Genomic DNA, 20,099 nt, shown 5'->3' with positions numbered 1-20,099 from the left:
CAATAAGTTAAAGCCCTGACATGCGTGGCTGGCTGTGCACCGTGCCATCGCCAATATGGATACCCAACAGCGAAGATATTTTTTTAGCAATAATTTCAATATCGAAGGCCGCTGCCGAGGAGGCGTTAAAGTCCAGAATCGACTTCTGCGACGCATTGGCCTCCACCACGCTTTCATCACGATGGACAATGCCAAGCAGTCGTTCGCCCAGTTTTTCTTCCATCAGGCTGGTGACGTCCCGGCTGACCTGGCGACGGCTATCGCTTTGGTTAATGACGAAATAGTGCCCATGCTTGTGATTCAGCGCCGCGCCGGTCAGGCGCTGTTTTTCCACGTGCGCCAGGGTCGACATCGAGGCGGTATCCGCCAGCAGCGGGATCAGATGCAGGTCCGCCAGACCCGTCAGCGCCTTTAGCGCCGGCGAAGGCCCTGGCGGCATATCGGCGATGGTGATCAGCCCGGGATAATTCAGCAGCGCGGAGAGACCGCGCTGGAGAAAATGGTCGTTGTGAGTCAGCTGCTCATCAAACGCCTGACGCTGCGCTTCGCTCACTTCGCCATACGGCAGGACGAAAATATTGCTGCCGGCGCTCAGCACGCACTGGCTCCAGTCGTGCATTTCCAGCGCCTTCGCCACGTAGCCGCGCTCATCGTTCAGCGGCACGCCAAAATGCAAACGCAGAGCGTTCTGGACGTCAAAATCCAGCGCCAGAACTTTGCTGCCGGTCCGCGCCAGCGCATAGGCTAAATTGGCCGCCAGGGTCGTTTTCCCTACGCCACCTTTCGGTGAACAGACGCAAATCAACGGCATGTTGCGATCCTTTCCAGAAGTGATTTCAAAGGCTGGTCTTTATTTTTCGCCACCGGCTCTGCGCTTTTCGCCGCGAACAGGTGGGCATAGTTCTCGGCGGCGGGCGCGGGTCGGGGGGCCATTCTCGGCGGCGGAGCCATTGCCGGTTCAGGCGCCGGGATGGGAGGCGCAGGGGCCACCGCAGGCTCCTGCCTGACCGGCTCCGGCGCGGCTGCGGCGGTCTCCACGACCGGCTGCGGGGCCGCTGGCGCGGCAAACGCAACAGGATCAGAGGCTGGCGCCGCTGCGACGGCCGCCTCTACCTGGCGGAACAGATCCGCAGGCACCGACTGCGGCAACGGCGCGGAGACCGAGCCTCCCAGCGCCAGGGAAGAGGGTTTCTCTGCACCGGGATTCAGCTGATTGAGAATCGCCCAGTCTCCATGCTCCCGCGTGGCGGCTTGCGATGAAAGATCCTGAAAGTTGAGGTTTTGCGTCCGCGTTTTTTCCTGAAAGCGCTGCAGATCATCATAATGGTTCATTGATAACCTCATGATTTTAAAAATTTCATATTAAGTTTGTTGTTATTTTCTGAGTATATTTAAAATATCGTAACGTCTCTGGTATGGCAGAAAAAGCGCCGGTGGAGACGTACCAATACACACGATTGACAGGGTTATAATAGTTTAGATTTTGATTTTCGGTGTGATTCCACGGCAGAAGTATCGCTACACTAACATTTCCCTTTGAGAAGAATAGCCCCATTTTTTAGGTATGCGTACATCCTCAAGCCCCGCAACCACCGCGCTTCCCATTCGTTTTTATATAAAGGTATTTCGCGATGATAGAATCATAGCGTCAGATAAGCGAAAGAATAAACCTGAACCATTTTAATTTCTCTTAAATTCTATAAAAATGGACTGAAAGTCTTATTTTTTCGGATAATCGACGAAGAATGCTCCGAGAGCATGGCATTCACTGCGATAAAAGGCGATATCGTCGGATTTCATCTCCGGCGGGAGAGAAGCTCCCGGTCATCGGACCGGGAGCGTGCCATCAGGCGTGGGGCTTTTGCGGATTCTCATCCTGGTCGACGGCAAAGCAGGCCACCAGCTGGCCGCCGTAATCCTTCAGCTGCGGCTGAAGCTGGGTGCAGGGGCCGAAGCGCCGGCGGCAGCGCGCGTTGAAGGCGCAGCCCGGCGGCGGATTCAGCGGGCTCGGCAGCTCGCCGGTCAGCTTAATCCGCTCGCGACGGTCGTCCGGGTTCAGACGCGGCGTCGCCGACAACAGCGCCTGGGTGTATGGATGACGCGGATTGTTAAAGATCTGCTCCTTGGTGCCCTTCTCCACGCAGCGGCCGAGATACATCACCATCACTTCATCAGCGATATGCTCGACGACCGACAGGTCGTGGGAGATAAACACGTAGGACAGCCCTAAATCCTGCTGCAGATCCATCATCAGGTTCAGCACCTGAGCGCGTACCGAAACGTCCAGCGCGGAGACCGGCTCATCGGCAATCACCACGTCCGGATCGAGCATCAGCCCGCGGGCAATGGCGATACGCTGGCGCTGACCGCCGGAGAACATATGCGGGTAGCGATCGTAATGCTCTGTTTTCAGGCCCACTTTCGCCATCATCGCCAGCGCTTTTTCGCGGCGCTGCTCTTTGCTCAGGCTGCTGTTAATCAGCAGCGGCTCTTCCAGAATCTGCCCCACTTTTTTACGCGGGTTCAGAGAACCGTAGGGGTTCTGGAACACAATCTGGATTTTTTGCCGCCGCAGCTTCTGCGCCTGCGGGTCGTGCTTAAGCAGATCCTGCCCCTGATAATAGAGCTCGCCGCCGGTGGGAATTTCAATCATCGTCAGCAGACGACCGAGGGTCGATTTACCGCAGCCCGACTCCCCCACCACCGCCAGCGTTTTACCGCGCTCAAGGGTAAAGGAGACGCCGTCCAGCGCCTTCACCAGCCGTTCCGGGGCGAATAACCCCTTCTTCACCGGGTAGTGTTTTTTCAGATCAATGGCCTGCAACAGCGGTTGTGGCGTGGCGGCCTTTTGCGTACTCATAATCCAGGCCTCCCGGCATCATCGAGTGGGTAGTGACATTTAGACTGGCGGCCGCCAGTGAGATCCGCGAGCGCCGGCTCTTCGCTACGACATTTATCCGTAGCATAGGGGCAGCGCGGGTTCAGCAGGCAGCCGTTGGGACGGTCATATTTCCCCGGCACCACGCCCGGCAGCGACGCCAGACGCGCTTTATCCTGGGCGAACTCCGGCAGCGCGCGCAGCAGCGCCTGGGTGTATGGATGACGCGGCGCGCGGAAAATATCCTTCGCATCGCCAGTCTCCACCACCTGACCGGCATACATAACGATAATTTTATGCGCGGCCTCGGCCACCAGCGCCAGGTCGTGGGTGATCAGCACCAGCGCCATATTCTCCTGCTGCTGCAGATCCAGCAGCAGCTCGATGATCTGCGCCTGAATGGTCACGTCCAGCGCGGTGGTCGGTTCATCGGCAATCAGCAGTTTTGGCCGACAGGCAATCGCCATCGCGATCATCACGCGCTGGCTCATCCCGCCGGAAAGCTGATGCGGATAGACGTCCAGCCGCGACGCCGGATCGGGAATGCCCACCAGGTTCAGCAGGTCGATGGCCCGCTGGCGGCGGGTTTGCTTATTGCCGCCCTGATGGACTTTAATCGCTTCCATAATCTGGTAGCCGACGGTATAGCACGGATTGAGGCTGGTCATCGGATCCTGGAAGATCATCGCCACCTCCGCCCCCACCAGCTGGCGCCGCTCTTTTTCAGAGATGCGCTGCAGATCGCGGCCGTTAAACTCCAGTTTGTCCGCCATCACCCGGCCGGGGTAATCAATCAGGCCCATAATCGCCAGCGAGCTGACGGATTTACCGGATCCAGACTCCCCGACGATGCCGACCACTTCGCCCTGCTTCACGCTATAGCTGATGCGGTCCACGGCGCGGAACGGCGCGTTTTCATCGCCGAAATGCACCGATAATTTATCTACATTCAATAACGCCATCTCGAACCTCTTACTGCTTCAGTTTGGGATCGAGCGCGTCACGCAGACCGTCACCCATCAGGTTAAATGCCAGCACCGTCAGCAGGATCGCCACGCCCGGGAAGGTCACCACCCACCAGGCGCTCTGTGCGAACTGCAATACGTCGGAGAGCATGGTGCCCCACTCCGGCGTCGGCGGCTGCGCGCCCATGCCGAGGAACCCCAGCGCGGCCATGTCGAGAATGGCGTTAGAGAAGCCCAGCGACGCCTGAACGATCAGCGGCGCGAGACAGTTAGGCAGAATATTGACGAACATCTGGCGCATCGCCCCGGCGCCCGCCACGCGGGAGGCGGTCACGTAGTCGCGGTTGACCTCCACCAGCACCGCCGCGCGCGTCAGACGCACATAGTGCGGGAGCGCCACGAAGGTGAGCGCCAGCGAGGCGTTAACGATGGAGGGCCCGAAGATAGCCACCAGCACCAGCGCCAGCAGCAGACTCGGCAGCGCCAGCATAATATCGACGACGCGCATGATGACCGAATCCACCACCCCGCCGAAATAGCCCGCCACCAGGCCGAGCACCACGCCAAGGATCAGCGACAGGACCACCACCAGGCAGCCCACCAACAGCGACAGGCGCGCGCCATACATCAGGCGAGACAGAATATCGCGGCCCACGTCGTCGGTGCCGAGCAGATGCGCCAGGCTGCCGCCCTCCTGCCAGAACGGGGGCGCCAGCAGCGAATCACGGAACTGATCCGCCGGGTTATACGGGGCGAGGAAGTTGGCGAACACGGCGATAATGATCATCACCGCCACGTACACCAGACCAACCACCGCCCCTTTATTGCGCTTGAAATAGTGCCAGAACTCCTGCAGCGGGGTCATGGGCACCGGCGCAGTGATAACTTTATTTTCAGTAACTTGTGACATGATGGCCCCTTACTTCTTATGCCGGATACGCGGGTTCACCACGCCGTACAGCAGGTCGACCAGCAGGTTGACGAGGATAATCATCGTCGCCACCAGCAGCACCCCGCCCTGCACCACCGGATAATCGCGACGCTGCAGCGCGTCGATCAGCCAGCGGCCTAAACCAGGCCATGAGAAAATGGTTTCCGTCAGGATGGCGCCCGCCAGCAGCGTGCCCACCTGCAGGCCAATCACCGTGACCACCGGCAGCATCGCGTTACGCAGCGCGTGGATCACAATCACCCGCATCCGGGTCAGGCCTTTGGCGCGCGCGGTACGGATGTAGTCTTCGCCGAGCACTTCCAGCATCGACGACCGGGTCATACGCACGATCACCGCCAGCGGAATGGTGCCCAGCACGATGGCGGGCAGGATCATATGCATTAAGGCGTCAATAAAGTCGCCCTGCTCGCCCCAGATGGCGGTGTCGATCAGCATAAAGCCGGTCAGCGGCAGGGTATCGTCAAGGAACACCGTATCGCTGATGCGCCCGGAGACCGGCGTCAGGTTCAGCTGTACCGAAACCAGCATAATCAACATCATGCCCCACCAGAAGATAGGCATCGAGTAGCCGGTCAGCGCCAGGCCCACCGCGGTGTGGTCAAAGATGGAGCCGCGTTTTACCGCAGCCAGCACGCCCACCGGAATGCCGACGGCGACGGCGAAGATCATCGCGCAGACGCCCAGCTCAAGGGTGGCTTTAAAGCGTGGGACAAACTCCTGCCACACGGGAATGCGGCTTTTCAGCGAGATGCCTAAATCGCCGTGCAGCACGCCCCAGATATAGTGGGCATATTGCTGCCACAGCGGCTTATCAAGGCCCATTTCGGCCAGCAGCTGCGCGTGACGTTCGGGGGAAATACCACGTTCGCCCGCCATAATCATCACCGGATCGCCGGGGATCATATGGACGAAGGCAAAGGTGAGAAGGGTGATACCGATAAATGTCGGGATGACAAGTCCCAGACGTCGGAGAATAAACTGCAACATAACCCGGATTCTCTCTAGTGACGCCCCGCCTGGCGACAGGGCGTCTGTATTGCTCACAAAAGCATTCCCCGGAATAGCGGGAATACGCCCCCCACCTCTCCCACGCGGGGAGAGGGGGTCAGGCATCGTGCTTATTATTCGACAGAGACGTTATCGAAGTGGTGTTTACCCAGCGGATCCACCACATAGCCTTTGACTTCTTTACGCACTGGCTCATAAACGGTGGAGTGAGCGATGATCAGCGCCGGAGCCTGGTCATGCATCACTACCTGAGCCTGTTTGTACAGTTCAATACGCTTGTTGTGGTCGTCGGTGGCGCGGGCCGGCTGAATCAGATCTTCAAACGGCTTATAGCACCAGCGCGAGTAGTTGGAGCCGTCTTTCGCCGCGGCGCAGCTGAACAGGGTCGCGAAGAAGTTATCCGGATCCCCGTTGTCGCCGGTCCAGCCCATCATGACGGTCTGGTGCTCGCCCGCTTTCGCGCGTTTCAGATACTCGCCCCACTCGTAGGTGACGATCTTGGCCTGGACGCCAATCTTGGCCCAGTCGGCCTGGATCATCTCCGCCATACGGCGGGCGTTCGGGTTATACGGACGCTGTACCGGCATCGCCCACAGGTCGATAGTGAAGCCTTTTTCCAGGCCCGCTTCTTTCAGCAGCTGCTTCGCCTTCTCCGGATCGTAGGTGTAGTCTTTGACGTCGTCGTTATAGCCCCACATGGTTGGCGGGATCAGGTTCTTCGCCGCCTGGCCTGCGCCCTGGTAAACCGCTTTGATGATCGCTTCTTTGTTAACCGCGTAGGTCAGCGCCTGACGAACTTTCACCTCGTCCAGCGGTTTCTTCTCGGTGTTGAAGGAGAGATAACCGACGTTCAGACCCGGCTGTTCCAGCAGGGTAATGTTTTTATCTTCCTTCATGCGTGCGATGTCCGCCGGGTTAGGATACGGCATCACCTGGCACTCATTTTTCTGCAGCTTGGCGTAGCGCACGGAGGCATCCGGGGTGATGGAGAAGACCAGACGATCGATCTTCGGCTTGGTGCCCCAGTAGCCCGGGAAGGCTTTATACAGAATGCGGGAATCTTTCTGGTACTGCAGCAGCTGGAATGGACCGGTACCGATAGGATTGAGGTCTACTTTTTCCGGCGTGCCGGCTTTCAGCATGTTGTCGGCATACTCTTTAGAAAGAATGGAAGCGAAGTCCATGGCCAGGTCAGCGAGGAACGGCGCTTCCGGGCGGGTCAGGACGAACTGGACGGTTTTATCGTCCACTTTCTTCACTTCGCTAATCAGGTCTGGTAATCCCATCCCTTCAAAGTATTCATAGCTGCCGCCAGAAACTTTATGGTACGGGTTATTGGTATTCTTCTGACGATCGAAGGAGAAAACCACGTCATCGGCGTTCAGGTCACGGGTTGGCTTAAAGTCTTTATTATCCTGCCACTTCACGCCCTGACGCAGGTGGAAAGTATAGGTTTTACCGTCCGCACTAACTTCCCATTTCTCAGCCAGTCCCGGAATAACTTCCGTCGTACCAGTTTTGAATTCGACCAGGCGGTTGTAGATGGGTACGGAACTGGCGTCATAGGTGGTGCCAGAGGTGAAGAGCTGTGGGTTAAAGCCTTCCGGCGAGCCTTCTGAACAATAAACCAGGGTTTTCGCTTGCACGCTGGCGGCGACGGTCATGGCGACCAGGCTCAGACCAAGCTTCAGCATCCCTGATTTCTTCAAGGAAATACTCATTATTCTGCTCCAAAACTGTGATGTTGTTTGCATATATCCGCCAGACCTTTATTTATTTTTATTCGTCATATTTCGAACCACGGATGCGTTGGCTGCGCTCGATTATCCCAGTCACATCGTTATCTATGTTCCTGGGGACTCGCAAACTTGCCGCCTTCCCGCAGCGCGAACTATTTAGAATATACCCGGTCCGGTCGGTGGTGCCCGAAGGCGTAGAGAGAGATGGGGATTCCTTTCGCAAAAACGACTGAGTTGCAGTACGGATTCTCCATGAAATGCCCCTCATGCCCTACAATCTGTCAACAGAATGGGGAAACGTCAATACAGCCAGCCGGGTTTTACATCCAGCGTGAGAAACGGCAGGCAAAGATTAAAAAAACTTCAAGACGCTATTTTCAGCAGAGAAATTTATGCTACAGGCGAATATGCAGAATAAAGACCTTATTAAGGTGCGACACCCAGTGGGAAACAATGCCAGCAAATGAGAAAAATTTCTTACTATGTGACCAATATGTGAGCGATTAATAGCGTGAACGTTAAAACGCACAGCGGAAAATGCTGCATTTAGCCATAAGCTTCGCGAAAAAAGATCTGTTCATCGATAAAAAAATGCAATGGAAGATGTCACAAAATAGCGAACAGCTGGCTGGAAATGGGGATAAAGACGTTTTTTGTGATTTTGATGGGGTTTTGGCCAGTAGCGCGCTGATTATGCCCGGCGGCGCTGCGCTTGCGCGGGCCTACGGAACCCAAGTCGAACCTCCTGCCCCCGGAGGTTCTCATCCTCACAGGCTACAGATGCAAAAAAGCCTGCTCATTGAGCAGGCTTTTCGAATTTGGTCGGTGATAGAGGATGACTCGCCACTACGTGGCTCGCCCTGCGGGCCGTTGCTGACGCAACGTTCTCTCGCTCCGCTCGAGTCGAACCTCCTGCCCCCGGAGGTTCTCATCCTCACAGGCTACAGATGCAAAAAAGCCTGCTCGTTGAGCAGGCTTTTTGAATTTGGTCGGTGATAGAGGATGACTCGCCACTTTGTGGCTCGCCCTGCGGGCCGTTGCTGACGCAACGTTCTCTCGCTCCGCTCGAGTCGAACCTCCTGCCCCCGGAGGTTCTCATCCTCACAGGCTACAGATGCAAAAAAGCCTGCTCATTGAGCAGGCTTTTCGAATTTGGTCGGTGATAGAGGATTCGAACCTCCGACCCCTTCGTCCCGAACGAAGTGCGCTACCAGGCTGCGCCAATCACCGAATGCGGGGCGCATCTTACTGCTGGGATGCACCCCCGTCAATGCCTTATTAGCAAAAAATCAATCAAGCGGCGAGAATCTCGCCACTATTGCTATTCCTTCGCCGCTTTCTTCGAAGCCGGCACGCGACACCAGTTGTTGTTCTCGTTGATCCCGCCATCCGGCGAGGTATAGCCGAGGCAGCCCATAATGGTGTCGTACAGCTCGACGTGGCGTCGCGGCACCTTCATCGCGGCCTGCTGCTGCAGATGGGCGAACGCGGCGGCATGATCGGGATTCTCCAGATATTTATCCGACATCCAGACCATCATCGGCACACGGAACTGTTCCGGCGGCGCCATCTTGCGCGGCGTACCGTGCAGATGTTCGCGCTCGTTAATCGACTCGCCATGGTCGGCGGCATAGAACACAATCGCTTTCTTATCCCGCAGCTGGTCGAGGACGCTGACGATAAAGTGATCGACATAGGTCACGCTGTTGTCGTAGGAGTTAATCAGCTCCGCTTTAGAACATTTGTTGTCGACGCCGACACACTCCGGCTTCCACTGGGCGAAGCTGCGCGGATAGCGTTGGGTATAGTTAAAGTGCGAGCCTTTCGTATGCAGGATGATCAGGTGCTTACCGGAGGCGTTGCCCTGCGCCATACCGCGCTTCATCTCATCCACCAGCAGCATATCGTCAACGCTCTTGCCGCGGTTACGCGGTTCGGCGCCAATCTGCTCGCGATAGGCGATATTGTTGGCCATCGTGTTACTGTAGAACCACATCTCACTCTGCATGGCGTACAGATTGCCGCTGAAGCCCAGTTGATGCAGCACCGCAAAGACGTTCTGCTCTTTGAGGGTCCGCTGCGGATTATCCTCTGCCCCGCCCTGACGCACAAACATGCAGCGTAACGACAGCTTGGTGGCGGTATCGCACGAGTAGCCGCGGAAGGCGACCAGATTCTTCTCTTTCGCCAGCTCTGGCGTGGTGTTGCGGCTATAGCCGAGGATGCCCATATGATCCCAGCGGGTGGTTTCGCCAATGATAAACACCACGTAGGTGTCATCGAGCCCTTCCGGGGCGACGTAGGTAAATTTCTTCGCCGGGTTAATCAGCGATTTGTTGTCTGAGGATTCATCCACCTGCGCCCAGGCGTACAGCCCCAGCGCCGACAGCCAGTTCGATGGCAGGTAGGAGTTGGCGATCACCCCGCCGTAGCTCGGCATATCCACTTCAGAATGGCGCTCTACATCGTGTTGGCGCAGCTCAAGCAGGCGGATGGGGCCCCAGACGATGAGGCCGGCCAGCACCACGATCAGCACGTTTTTAACCCGCTGACCCGGGGTACGCAGTTGGCGCAGCAGCGTATGACGGCAACGGTTGCTCCAGATAAACAGCAGCGGCGGCGCGCTCACCGCCGCCAGCCAGAGGATCAGATGCCAGCCGATGACCTCTTTCGACAGGTCGATATCGGTGGTCATCACCGAGGCGATAATCCCGTAGCCAATCACCACGTTGAGGAACGTCATGTAATAACTGGCGGCGGCGGAAAACAGAACAATCAGCGTCGCCAGAATGCGCCAGATACGGCGGCCGAACAGCGACAGAAGACGTAACAGGAAGAAGGTGACAAAGACCGTGGCCACCAGTTCAACGACACCGGAAAGCCCTTTCCAGAAAGTGAACTCTTGAGCATAACCATCGAAACGCCGAAAAAAAACGGCGACGTTCATAAACCAGCCGATGTACAGCGCCAGCCAAAAACTAAGCTTCTGCTGCGTCATCGTTCTAATATATTTCATGCAAGCAAACCTGGAAAAAGAAGAATAAAACACCGCCTGACGCTGTGGCATGAGTCAGTAGGCTAATAGGGTGCGTTAGGGTTGGTTATCAGAAACCTCTACAAAGCGCGATAAGTAGACCACAGGGAACGGGAAAAGTATCAGGAGGGAATGTGATCCAGCCAAACATTTACAAAACATTTGGCTGGATTGGCACTATTTGCTTAGGGTATTAATCAGGGGCACGTTTCACGCTGCAGGTTTCAGGCGTGCGCCTCGCTATAGACACTGCCTTTTGGCTGACGAATGGTAGTGGAAAGCGCCAGCGAAATAATCAGCAGAGCGAAGATCACGCAGAAGGTGACGTAGAAGCCCCCGAACAGCGAAGCGATGAGGGAGCCGCAGATGCTGCCGATACCAAAGCCCAGATAAATGACGCCATAGTTTTTCGCCAGGTTGTTCAGACCGAAGAATTCACTGACCAGCGACGGGAAGACGGTGATGGTTCCGCCGAAGTTAAAGGCGACGCAGGCAATCGCGGCGAAAAAGGTCATGGCATTCAGCGGAGCGAACAGCAGCGCGGCCATCCCCACCAGCGACACCACCTGACCGAGGGTGATCACGCGAATGCGGGAGATTTTATCGGACAGGATACCTAACACCAGGCGACCGCTAAGGTTAGCGATTGAGATAACCGTTACCGCATTGGCCGCCGTGGCGACATCCAGATGGACCATCCCCTGCGCGATATCTTTCGCCACGCCAATCACATACAGACCGCTCATGCAGGCCGTCAGGAACATCACCGCCAGCATCCAGTACTGCGGTTTACGCATCGATTCGGCGAGAGTAAAGTCATTTTCCACGACGCCGTTGGCCGCGGTGGTCGCCGTATGATTTGGCGCATCTTTCATCAGGGTCGCGCCAAAGACGATCATCACCAGCACGATAGCGCCCCAGATGACGAAGGTTTTTTCCAGACCGACGGTGGCCAGCAGATGAGTATCAATGAATTTGAACCCCAGGCTGCCGAGGCCATAGGAACCGATGGAGAAGGCGGAAATCAGCCCTTTGCGTTCCGGGAACCACTTCACGCAGTTCGACAGGGTCAGCAGATAACCGGCGCCGTCCGCCAGCCCCACCAGCACGCCCGCGCTCAGCCACAGCATCATCAGGCTGTTGGAGTGCGCGGTCAGGAAGAAGCCCAGTCCGAGCAGGATCCCGGAGGCCATGGTGACGCGCTTCACGCCGAAACGCTCCTGCAGCTTGCCGGCGACCGACGAGGAGAGCGCCAGCCCGAGGCTCAGCAGGCCAAAGGAGAACGCGACCTGGCTGACCGGTTCGCCCAGTTTGTCAGACAGTGAACTGTTAAACAGGCTCCAGGTATAAACCGAACCGAGAGCGAATTGGGTGATGATGGTGCCGATAAGCGTAAGCCAGCGGGTCGATTGACGGTTTGCAGCGTTCATAGCAGTTGTCCTGATAAATTAACTGCCGCCACAATAGCGAAGGCCCCTCATCCAGTGGGGGAAAAAGGCATGAACTGCCATCAGCAGGGAATGAAATGCATTAATGGCGGAATGAATGGCATTGCATGACATTCATTCCGCGAATATCAGCAAAAAAGTTAGTGTGCGCTATCTCACAGAAATGCGCCATTACTGAGATTTAACAATAACCGCATCGTTTCAAACGCGTAACAATCCCCGCTCAAAAGTTGGCGCTGACCCCCATCAGATAGAGCGTATTTTCCCCCGACGGGACATTATCCGCCTGCGACAGGGTGGCCCATGCCGCCACATGCGATCCCAGCGGCATATCGGCGCCCAGGGTGACATCACTCCAGCCGCCCTCTCTGGCGCGAGTGGTCGGCGACCAGGCATCGCTGGCGAGCGACTGGTTATAGCTCACCTGAGCCCAGGGGTGCACGCCCCACAGCGACTGATAATCCATACGCCAGCCGAGCGTGTTGACATATCCCGTCTCGCCAACGCTTTTCGTCGCCGGCGCGCTGTAGTCGCTGCGCAGGCTGGCCACCGGCCCGGAGGTCATGCCGTTTGCCAGCAGATAATTCCAGCCGACGCTCATCCCCCGGCTGCTGTCCGGCGGCGCCAGCCCCTGGTTTAACGCCAGTCCGCCCGGCGTTTCAGACGACTTCATCCGCTCGGCGAGGATATCTTCATAGCGTGGTTGGTGATCGCTATCCCATGTATAACGTTCCGACGTATTACTTTTTGTATCGATAGCGATATATTCCTGTTGCCAGGCATTCGCTCCAGAGACACACGATACCCAGACGGATACGCACACCGGGAACAAGAACCCCCGGAGGCCATTGCATTTCTTTATTATCATTAATGCGACTCCAGAAAAGAGCCGAATCGGCATTATTGCTGTGTTTTTTAGGGGATACGATTTCCCTGTATTAACTATTATCTTTATCTTTCAGTCGTCAAGCCGGGGCGTCCACTTTTTTAGCGCAGAGGGAGAAATAGCTATGCAGCGTTGCGGATGGGTGAGTCAGGATCCGTTATATATCGAGTATCACGATACCGAATGGGGTGTCGCGCAAAAAGCGTCCCAGCGGCTGTTTGAAATGATCTGCCTTGAAGGCCAGCAGGCCGGGTTGTCGTGGATCACGGTGTTAAAAAAACGGCAGAACTATCGCCAGGCTTTTCACCAGTTCGATCCGGTGCGCGTGGCGGCGATGGGGGACGATGATGTCGAGCGGCTGCTGCAGGATGCCGGGATTATCCGCCATCGGGGAAAAATCCAGGCCATTATCGGCAACGCCCGGGCGTATCTGGCGATGGAGGAAAATGGCGAGTCGTTCACTGATTTTGTCTGGTCTTTCGTCGACAATGCGCCGCAGGTCACCCGCGCGGCGACGCTGGCGGAGATCCCGACCACGACGCCGGCCTCTGATGCGCTTTCTAAAGCATTGAAAAAACGCGGCTTTAAGTTTGTCGGTTCGACGATCTGTTACTCTTTTATGCAGGCCTGCGGGCTGGTCAACGACCATGTCACCGGCTGCTTCTGTCACCCGGGAGGTCAGGATGATCCGCAAGTGGGTCGCTAAAGATAATACACCGCTGCTGGCCCTGTGGCTGGATAGTACGATCCATGCCCATCCCTTTATCAGCGAAAGCTACTGGCGCGAAAGCGTCGCGGTGGTACGGGACGTCTATCTTCCCGCCGCCAGCACCTGGGTCTGGGAGCGCGACGGAGAGCTAAAAGGCTTTGTCAGCGTGCTGGAGTCCCGCTTCGTCGGCGCGCTGTTCGTCGCGCCGGACGCCATCCGCCAGGGCATTGGCCGGGCGCTGCTGGATGAAGTCAAGCAGCACTACGCCTGGCTTAGCCTTGAGGTTTATCAGAAAAACGAATCAGCGGTCAGTTTCTACCATGCGCAAGGCTTCCGCATTGAAGATTGCGCATGGCAGGATGATACTCAGCACCCCACCTGGATTATGCGCTGGCCGGCGGATCAAATGCTGTAAGCGGCAGCGCCGGGCCGGTATATTTCTCCAGCCACGCCAGGGCGGTGTTCCCGGCACAGCCGTTGCCCAGCCGGGATGTCGGGATATCTTTGGTTAAGACGTTCACCGCCCCGTTTTTGCAGATGCCCGCCACCGGATCCAGGTCGGGCCACGCCCCTTCATGCAGGCATATCACCCCCGGGCGGATCCCCTCCGTCACCACCGCGCCGGCCAGCACCTGACCGCGGGCGTTCCACACCCGCACCAGATCGCCATCGGCAATCCCCCGCGCCCGGGCATCCTGCGGATGAATAGTCAACGGTTCGCGTCCGGCGACGGCATAGCGTTCGCGCAGCGCGGAGTAGTTCAGTTGACTGTGCAGACGGTGTGCCGGATGGGCCGACAGCAGCTGCAGCTGCCCCGCCTCGGCGTTGCCATGCCACTCGTCGGGCTCCAGCCACATCGGGTGCGGCGGGCAGTCGGCGTAGCCAAAGGCGGCGATGGTCGGCGAGTGGATCTCAATTTTACCGCTCGCCGTTTTCAGCGGGTTGGCCAGGGGATCGTCGCGGAAGGCGGCGAAGCGGATGAAACGGGCATTCTCCGTCGCCTCCGGCATCTCAATCAGCTGGTTAGCCTGCCAGAATTCGGCAAACGGCGGCAGCGTCACCTGCTGCTGGGCGCCGCGCCGGGCGGCCATCTGATAGAAGGTCTCCAGCCACTGCAGATCGCTCTTCCCTTCGGTAAAGCGCTCGCGGCCGCCCGCCTCCCAACGTTCGCTGAGGTCGGCAAAGACCGCGAAATCATCGCGCGCTTCACCCCGCGGGGCGACCACCTGCTTCATCGGCACCAGATGCTGATTGCTGTAGTCCCCGGTCATCGTCAGATCGTTGCGCTCAAACGAGGTGGTCGCCGGCAGAACGATATCGGCATGACGCGCGGCGGCGGTCCAGAAGCATTCGGAGATGACCATAAGCTCTGGCTTCTGCCAGGCCTGAATCAGGCGATTGGTATCCTGGTGATGGGTAAAGTTGGCGCCGCCGGCCCACCAGATAAAGCGAATATCGGGGAAGCGCCGCGCCATGCCGTTGTGCTGATACTCCGCACCCGGATGCTCCAGCGCCTCGACAATCCGCGCGACCGGGATCTTCTCCACGGCGTCCACGCCTCCGGCCACGCTCCCCTGCATCGAGCCCAGCACCGCCGCGCGGCGGGTCGGGTTGCCGCCGTTGGCGAAATGGTAGGAAAGTCCAAACCCGCCCCCCGGGGTGCCAATCTGCCCCAGCATCGCGGCCAGGGTGACCAACATCCAGTGTTTCTGCTCGCCATACTGCTGGCGCTGCATGCCCCAGCCAGACATCAGCATGGTGGTGTTTTCGTGGAAAAGTTTCGCCAGTTCGCGGATCTTATCCGCTGAGACGCCGCAAATAGCCGCCGCCCAGTCGGCGGTTTTCGCCACGCCGTCGCTTTCGCCGATCAGGTAGCGGGCAAAAATCTCGTAGCCGCTGGCGCAGCGGGCAAGAAACTCGTCGTCCTGCCAGCCATTCTCCACCAGCGTATGGGCGATACCCAGCATCAACGCGACGTCGGTGCCCATATGCGGCGCGATCCACTCCATCGAATCGCCAAAGAAATCGACCGTTTCCGATCGCATCGGATCGATGCAGATCAAGCGCTTTCCGCTCTGGCGCAGCCGGTCGAACCACGGTATACCCTGCTCGTCGGAGGCGTTCCAGGCAATTTTCAGCGTGTTCAGCGGGTTGGCGCTCCACAGCACCACTACCTCGCTGTGCTCCAGCACCAGCGGCCAGCTGGTCTGCTGCTGATACACCTCATTGCCGCCCACGACGTAAGGCATGATCGCCTGCGCCGCGCCGGTGGAGTAATCCCCGAGATGGCCGGTGTAGCCGCCCGCCAGGCTCATATAGCGCTGCAGCAGGGTGGCCGCCTTATGCAGGACGCCGTTAGAACGCCAGCCGTAGGAGCCGGCAAAAATGGAGGCCGGTCCATAGCTTTCGCGGATCCGACGATGCTGGGCATCGATCAGATCCAGCGCCTGCTCCCAGCTCACCCGCACAAATTCATCCTGACCGCGGACCCCCTGGGGCTTGTCCGGAGAGGCGAGAAAGCCTTTGCGCACCATCGGGTAGCGCACGCGGGTTTTGCTGTGCACCTGGTCGCGCACCGCCGTTTGCAGCGAATTGGCAAACGGCGTCGCCAGCGCGCCGCGGGAGGAGAGGACGTTTTCCCCGTCCGTTTCCACCAGCATCGGTCCCCAGTGGGCGGCGGTTAAAATGGTTTTGGTTGCAGATGAGGTTGGCAAAGGCGGCTCCTGGTCAGCGAAGGCAGGTGTGGTGACGGCGCGAATCGGCGCCGTTCAATGTTATTTACAAAATGAGATGGTATGCGGGGAATTTTCTACGTATTCGCGCGTCATAATCAACCGTCACGTTCGCTGTGGCAAAGAATAAAAAGGATTAAGGACATTAAATGAAAAAACGCGTACTTATGATTGCGGCTCTGGTCAGCGGCACCCTGGCCGTTTCCGGCTGCACCACCAACCCCTATACCGGTGAGCGTGAAGCTGGCAAATCCGGTATTGGCGCAGGTATTGGCTCCTTAGTGGGCGCTGGCGTCGGCGCGCTTTCCTCCTCCAAACACGACCGCGGCAAAGGCGCGCTGATTGGCGCAGCGGCAGGCGCGGCGCTGGGCGGCGGCATTGGCTACTACATGGACGTGCAGGAAGCGAAGCTGCGCGAAAAAATGCAGGGAACCGGGGTCAGCGTGACGCGAAATGGTGACAACATCGTGCTGAACATGCCGAATAACGTCACTTTCGACAGCAACAGCGCCAACCTGAAACCGGCCGGCGCCAACACCCTGACCGGCGTGGCCATGGTGCTGAAAGAGTATGAGAAAACCGCCGTTAACGTCGTCGGCTACACCGACAGCACCGGCAGTAAGGACCTGAATATGCGTCTGTCGCAGCAGCGTGCTGACAGCGTCGCCAGCGCGCTGATCACCCAGGGCGTGGCGGCCAACCGCATTCGCACCACCGGCATGGGCCCGGCGAACCCCATCGCCAGCAACAGCACGGCGGAAGGCAAGGCGCAGAACCGTCGCGTGGAAATCACCCTCAGCCCGCTGCAATAAGCGCATCCTCATGTTGCCCGGCCGCGCCTCTGCCGGGCAAAATGCTTGATATCGCTATTTTTCGCGCTAAGGTGTTGGCAGATTTTCAGCAAAGGAAGCCACCATGGCGAAAGCGGCGCGTGCAACCATTAGCGATGTGGCGAAAGCCGCAAAGACCGGCAAAACCAGCATTTCACGGTATCTTAACGGCGAGAAGCATCTGCTTTCCGACGATCTGTTATCACGTATTGAACAAGCCATTGCCGAACTCGACTACCGCCCCAGCCTGATGGCCCGCGGCCTCAAGCACGGCCGAACCCGCCTCATCGGCCTGATCATCGCCGATATCACCAACCCCTATTCGGTCAACGTCATGAGCGGCATTGAAGCGGCCTGCCGGGAAAAGGGCTTCACCCTGCTGGTGTGTAACACCAATAACGAGCTGGATCAGGAGCTGCACTACCTCGACCTGCTGCGCAGCTACCAGGTGGAAGGCATCGTCGTCAACGCGGTCGGCATGCGGGAGGATGGCCTGAACCGCCTGCAGCAGTCGGCCCTGCCGATGGTGCTGATTGACCGTAAAATCCCCGATTTCGCCTGCGATGTGGTCGGGCTTGATAACGCCCAGGCCGCCACCACCGCCACCGAACACCTGGTGGAGAAAGGCTTTGAGGCCATCCTGTTTCTTAGCGAACCGCTGGGGTCGGTCAATACCCGCCGCGAGCGCCTGAGCGCCTTCCGCGCCACGCTCACCCGCCACCACGGCGTGGTGGCCGAAAACGCCGAAGTGCAGCTCAACGACGGCGCGATGATGGACAACGTCCTGCGCCAGTTCCACGCCCGCCACCGCGGGATGCGCAAAGCGGTGATCTCCGCCAACGGCGCACTGACGCTGCAGGTGGCCCGCGCCCTGAAGCGCGTCGGCCTGATCTGGGGCAGCGATATCGGCCTGCTGGGCTTCGACGAACTGGAGTGGGCGGAGCTGGCTGGCGTCGGCATCACCACCCTCAAACAGCCGACGTGGCAGATCGGCTACGCGGCGGTGGAACAGGTGATTCGGCGCATTGCTGGCAGTAACGACCCCATCTGCGAGCGGGTCTTCTCCGGCGAGCTTATCGTCCGCGGATCAACTTCCCGTTAACGATCCTTCGTGATGCCGATCATAAATTAAACATCTCGCCCTTTCTTATGGAACCGATACCATCTAGCGTAATAAGGAGATTAAGCAACAAACGCCGGGAGTAAGAGCGCGATGGCCAGAAAAATTATTGTCGTTACCGCTGCGTATGGTAATGACCATGTTAAATCCTTAGGCGGCCAGGCCGCCGTCCTGCCGTTTATCGCCGACGCCGGCGCGGACGGCGTCGAAATCCGCCGCGAGCTGTTCAGCGCCGAAGAGCTCAACGCCCTGCCGACGCTGGCGGCCACCATTGAGCGCCACGGCCTGCTGGCCTGCTACTCCGCGCCCCAGGCGCTGTTCGCCGACAACGGCGAGCTTAATCCGCATCTTCCGACGCTGCTCGCGGAAGCGCAGACCCTTAACGCCCTGTGGCTGAAGCTCTCCCTGGGCCATTTCCGCCACAACCAGCAGCTCGACGAACTGCGCGATATCCTCAGCGACAGCGGCATGGCGCTGGTGGTGGAGAATGACCAGACCGACTGCGGCCAGCTGGCGCCGATGCAGCGCTTCAAAGCCGCCTGTCGGGTCCATCAGCTGCCGATCACCTTAACGTTTGATATGGGCAACTGGCTGTGGGTCGGCGATTCGCCGGAAGAGGCCGCCCGCCATCTTGCGCCGGCGGTCAGCTATATTCATGTAAAAGCGGCGGAGCCTCATCAGGAGAAATTCCGCGCTGTGCCGCCGGATCAGGCCGCCGACCGCTGGCTGGCCCTGCTCGATAATCTTCCCGCCGACGCGCCGCGTGGAATCGAGTTTCCGCTGACTGGCCATGACCTGACGGCCGTGACCCGCCGCTACGTCAACCTGTTACGCGAGGAATAAGCCGTGGAAAATTTAGATGTCATCACCATCGGCGAAGCTATGGCCATGTTTGTCGCCACCGAAACCGGCGATCTGGCCGAGGTGGAGCATTTTATGAAACGTGTCGCCGGCGCTGAGCTGAACGTCGCCACCGGCCTGGCGCGCCTGGGTCTGAAGGTCGGCTGGGTCAGCCGCGTCGGCAACGACAGCTTTGGCCGCTTCGTACTGCAATCGCTGGCGAAAGAGGGGATCGATAGCCACGCTGTCGCCATCGACAACCGCTTCGCTACCGGTTTCCAGATGAAATCGAAAGTCGAAAATGGAACCGATCCCATTGTGGAATATTTCCGCAAAGGTTCTGCCGCCAGCCATCTGTCGCCGGACGATTTTCGCGCCGACTACTTCACCAGCGCCCGTCATCTGCACCTGAGCGGCGTGGCCGCCGCGCTCTCTGAAAGCTCATATGCGCTGCTGGAGCATGCGGCGAAGGTCATGAAAGCCGAGGGCAAAACCCTCTCTTTCGACCCCAATCTGCGGCCGGTGCTGTGGAAAAGCGAAGCCGAGATGGTGGAGAAACTCAACCGTCTCGCCTTCCAGGCTGACTGGGTTTTGCCAGGCTTAAAAGAGGGCGTCATCCTCACCGGCCAGCAGACCCCGGAGGGGATCGCCAATTTCTATCTCTCGCGCGGCGTCAAGGCGGTGGTCATTAAAACCGGCTGCGACGGCGCCTGGTTCAAGAGCGCCAGCGGCGAACAGGGAACGGTTGATGCCATCAAAGTCGAAAACGTCGTCGATACCGTCGGCGCCGGCGACGGCTTTGCCGTCGGGGTGATTAGCGCCCTGCTGGAAGGCAAAACCCTGCTTCAGGCGGTGAACCGCGGCAATAAAATCGGTTCGCTGGCCATTCAGGTCCAGGGCGACAGCGAGGGGCTGCCCACCCGCGACGCGCTGGGCGAATAACATTTATACGCAACAA

General features: G+C 58.4%; 16 protein-coding genes, 1 tRNA gene, 2 other RNA genes and 1 pseudogene. 6 read left to right on the top strand and 14 right to left on the bottom strand.

Translation table 11 applies throughout. The features are described 5' to 3' along the window. Positions 1-7 precede the first annotated feature (7 nt). The 13 genes and pseudogenes from ACOI7Z_RS13540 to ACOI7Z_RS13480 form a co-directional block, all read right to left on the bottom strand. Positions 8-800, bottom strand: a pseudogene (locus tag ACOI7Z_RS13540) (cellulose synthase operon protein YhjQ/BcsQ). A 1-nt stretch (position 801) separates the two neighbouring features. Continuing rightward, positions 802-1,332: a cellulose biosynthesis protein BcsO gene (locus ACOI7Z_RS13535; RefSeq protein WP_137916306.1), complete on the bottom strand. Its 531-nt coding sequence runs from the start codon at positions 1,330-1,332 to the stop codon at positions 802-804. 514 nt (positions 1,333-1,846) lie between these two features. After that, the gene (dppF, locus tag ACOI7Z_RS13530; protein ID WP_023291307.1) at positions 1,847-2,860 is read right to left on the bottom strand and encodes a dipeptide ABC transporter ATP-binding subunit DppF; all 1,014 of its coding nucleotides are present in this window, start codon (positions 2,858-2,860) and stop codon (positions 1,847-1,849) included. After that, positions 2,857-3,840 carry a dipeptide ABC transporter ATP-binding protein gene (dppD, locus tag ACOI7Z_RS13525; RefSeq protein WP_023291308.1) on the bottom strand — a complete coding sequence of 328 codons (984 nt, stop codon included), beginning with the start codon at positions 3,838-3,840 and terminating at the stop codon, positions 2,857-2,859. The genes dppF and dppD overlap by 4 nt, the downstream gene beginning before the upstream one ends. Positions 3,841-3,850: 10 nt before the next feature. Beyond that, the gene (dppC, locus tag ACOI7Z_RS13520) at positions 3,851-4,753 is read right to left on the bottom strand and encodes a dipeptide ABC transporter permease DppC (RefSeq protein WP_065882873.1); all 903 of its coding nucleotides are present in this window, start codon (positions 4,751-4,753) and stop codon (positions 3,851-3,853) included. A 9-nt stretch (positions 4,754-4,762) separates the two neighbouring features. After that, a complete protein-coding gene (gene dppB, locus ACOI7Z_RS13515) occupies positions 4,763-5,782 on the bottom strand; it encodes a dipeptide ABC transporter permease DppB (protein ID WP_002921786.1) in 1,020 nt (339 codons plus the stop codon). Between the two features lie 134 nt (positions 5,783-5,916). Next, positions 5,917-7,524 carry a dipeptide ABC transporter periplasmic-binding protein DppA gene (gene dppA / locus ACOI7Z_RS13510; RefSeq protein WP_023291310.1) on the bottom strand — a complete coding sequence of 536 codons (1,608 nt, stop codon included), beginning with the start codon at positions 7,522-7,524 and terminating at the stop codon, positions 5,917-5,919. 837 nt (positions 7,525-8,361) lie between these two features. Next, positions 8,362-8,494, bottom strand: a non-coding RNA gene (locus tag ACOI7Z_RS13505) — RtT sRNA. Between the two features lie 34 nt (positions 8,495-8,528). After that, positions 8,529-8,661: non-coding RNA, RtT sRNA (locus tag ACOI7Z_RS13500), on the bottom strand. Positions 8,662-8,695: 34 nt separating this feature from the next. Continuing rightward, positions 8,696-8,772: transfer RNA gene (locus ACOI7Z_RS13495), tRNA-Pro, on the bottom strand. 91 nt (positions 8,773-8,863) lie between these two features. Next, a complete protein-coding gene (gene eptB, locus ACOI7Z_RS13490; RefSeq protein ID WP_023291311.1) occupies positions 8,864-10,558 on the bottom strand; it encodes a kdo(2)-lipid A phosphoethanolamine 7''-transferase in 1,695 nt (564 codons plus the stop codon). Between the two features lie 242 nt (positions 10,559-10,800). After that, positions 10,801-12,006: an MFS transporter gene (locus ACOI7Z_RS13485; protein ID WP_023291312.1), complete on the bottom strand. Its 1,206-nt coding sequence runs from the start codon at positions 12,004-12,006 to the stop codon at positions 10,801-10,803. A 241-nt stretch (positions 12,007-12,247) separates the two neighbouring features. Then, on the bottom strand, positions 12,248-12,892 hold the full coding sequence (locus ACOI7Z_RS13480) for a lipase (protein ID WP_023291313.1): 645 nt from the start codon (positions 12,890-12,892) through the stop codon (positions 12,248-12,250). A gap of 142 nt (positions 12,893-13,034) precedes the next feature. On the opposite strand from ACOI7Z_RS13480, the gene tag reads away from it, so the two are divergent. After that, complete coding sequence (gene tag, locus ACOI7Z_RS13475; protein ID WP_044525019.1) at positions 13,035-13,616, top strand: DNA-3-methyladenine glycosylase I; 582 nt, start codon at positions 13,035-13,037, stop codon at positions 13,614-13,616. Continuing rightward, the gene (locus tag ACOI7Z_RS13470; protein ID WP_087848688.1) at positions 13,594-14,034 is read left to right on the top strand and encodes an N-acetyltransferase; all 441 of its coding nucleotides are present in this window, start codon (positions 13,594-13,596) and stop codon (positions 14,032-14,034) included. Before tag ends, ACOI7Z_RS13470 begins: the two co-directional genes overlap by 23 nt. Here the strand turns inward: ACOI7Z_RS13470 and ACOI7Z_RS13465 are convergent. Beyond that, positions 14,003-16,333: a molybdopterin guanine dinucleotide-containing S/N-oxide reductase gene (locus ACOI7Z_RS13465; protein WP_087848689.1), complete on the bottom strand. Its 2,331-nt coding sequence runs from the start codon at positions 16,331-16,333 to the stop codon at positions 14,003-14,005. The genes ACOI7Z_RS13470 and ACOI7Z_RS13465 overlap by 32 nt on opposite strands. A 167-nt stretch (positions 16,334-16,500) precedes the next feature. Here ACOI7Z_RS13465 and ACOI7Z_RS13460 point away from each other — a divergent pair, with 167 nt between their 5' ends. The 4 genes from ACOI7Z_RS13460 (at position 16,501) to ACOI7Z_RS13445 (ending at position 20,083) form a co-directional block, all read left to right on the top strand. Further along, positions 16,501-17,163 (top strand): OmpA family lipoprotein, encoded by a 663-nt coding sequence (locus ACOI7Z_RS13460; RefSeq protein WP_087848690.1) that lies wholly within the window; start codon positions 16,501-16,503, stop codon positions 17,161-17,163. Between the two features lie 103 nt (positions 17,164-17,266). Continuing rightward, positions 17,267-18,283 carry a LacI family DNA-binding transcriptional regulator gene (locus tag ACOI7Z_RS13455; protein ID WP_023291318.1) on the top strand — a complete coding sequence of 339 codons (1,017 nt, stop codon included), beginning with the start codon at positions 17,267-17,269 and terminating at the stop codon, positions 18,281-18,283. A 111-nt stretch (positions 18,284-18,394) separates the two neighbouring features. Then, positions 18,395-19,144 (top strand): sugar phosphate isomerase/epimerase family protein, encoded by a 750-nt coding sequence (locus tag ACOI7Z_RS13450; protein WP_049013063.1) that lies wholly within the window; start codon positions 18,395-18,397, stop codon positions 19,142-19,144. A 3-nt stretch (positions 19,145-19,147) separates the two neighbouring features. Next, positions 19,148-20,083, top strand: coding sequence for a sugar kinase (locus ACOI7Z_RS13445; RefSeq protein WP_087848691.1), 936 nt, complete (start codon positions 19,148-19,150; stop codon positions 20,081-20,083). Positions 20,084-20,099 lie beyond the last annotated feature (16 nt).

The sequence above is a fragment of the Klebsiella sp. C283 genome (assembly GCF_048822555.1).
Classification (GTDB): Bacteria; Pseudomonadota; Gammaproteobacteria; order Enterobacterales; family Enterobacteriaceae; genus Klebsiella; species Klebsiella quasipneumoniae.
This window is presented reverse-complemented; position numbering and strand designations above follow the sequence as displayed.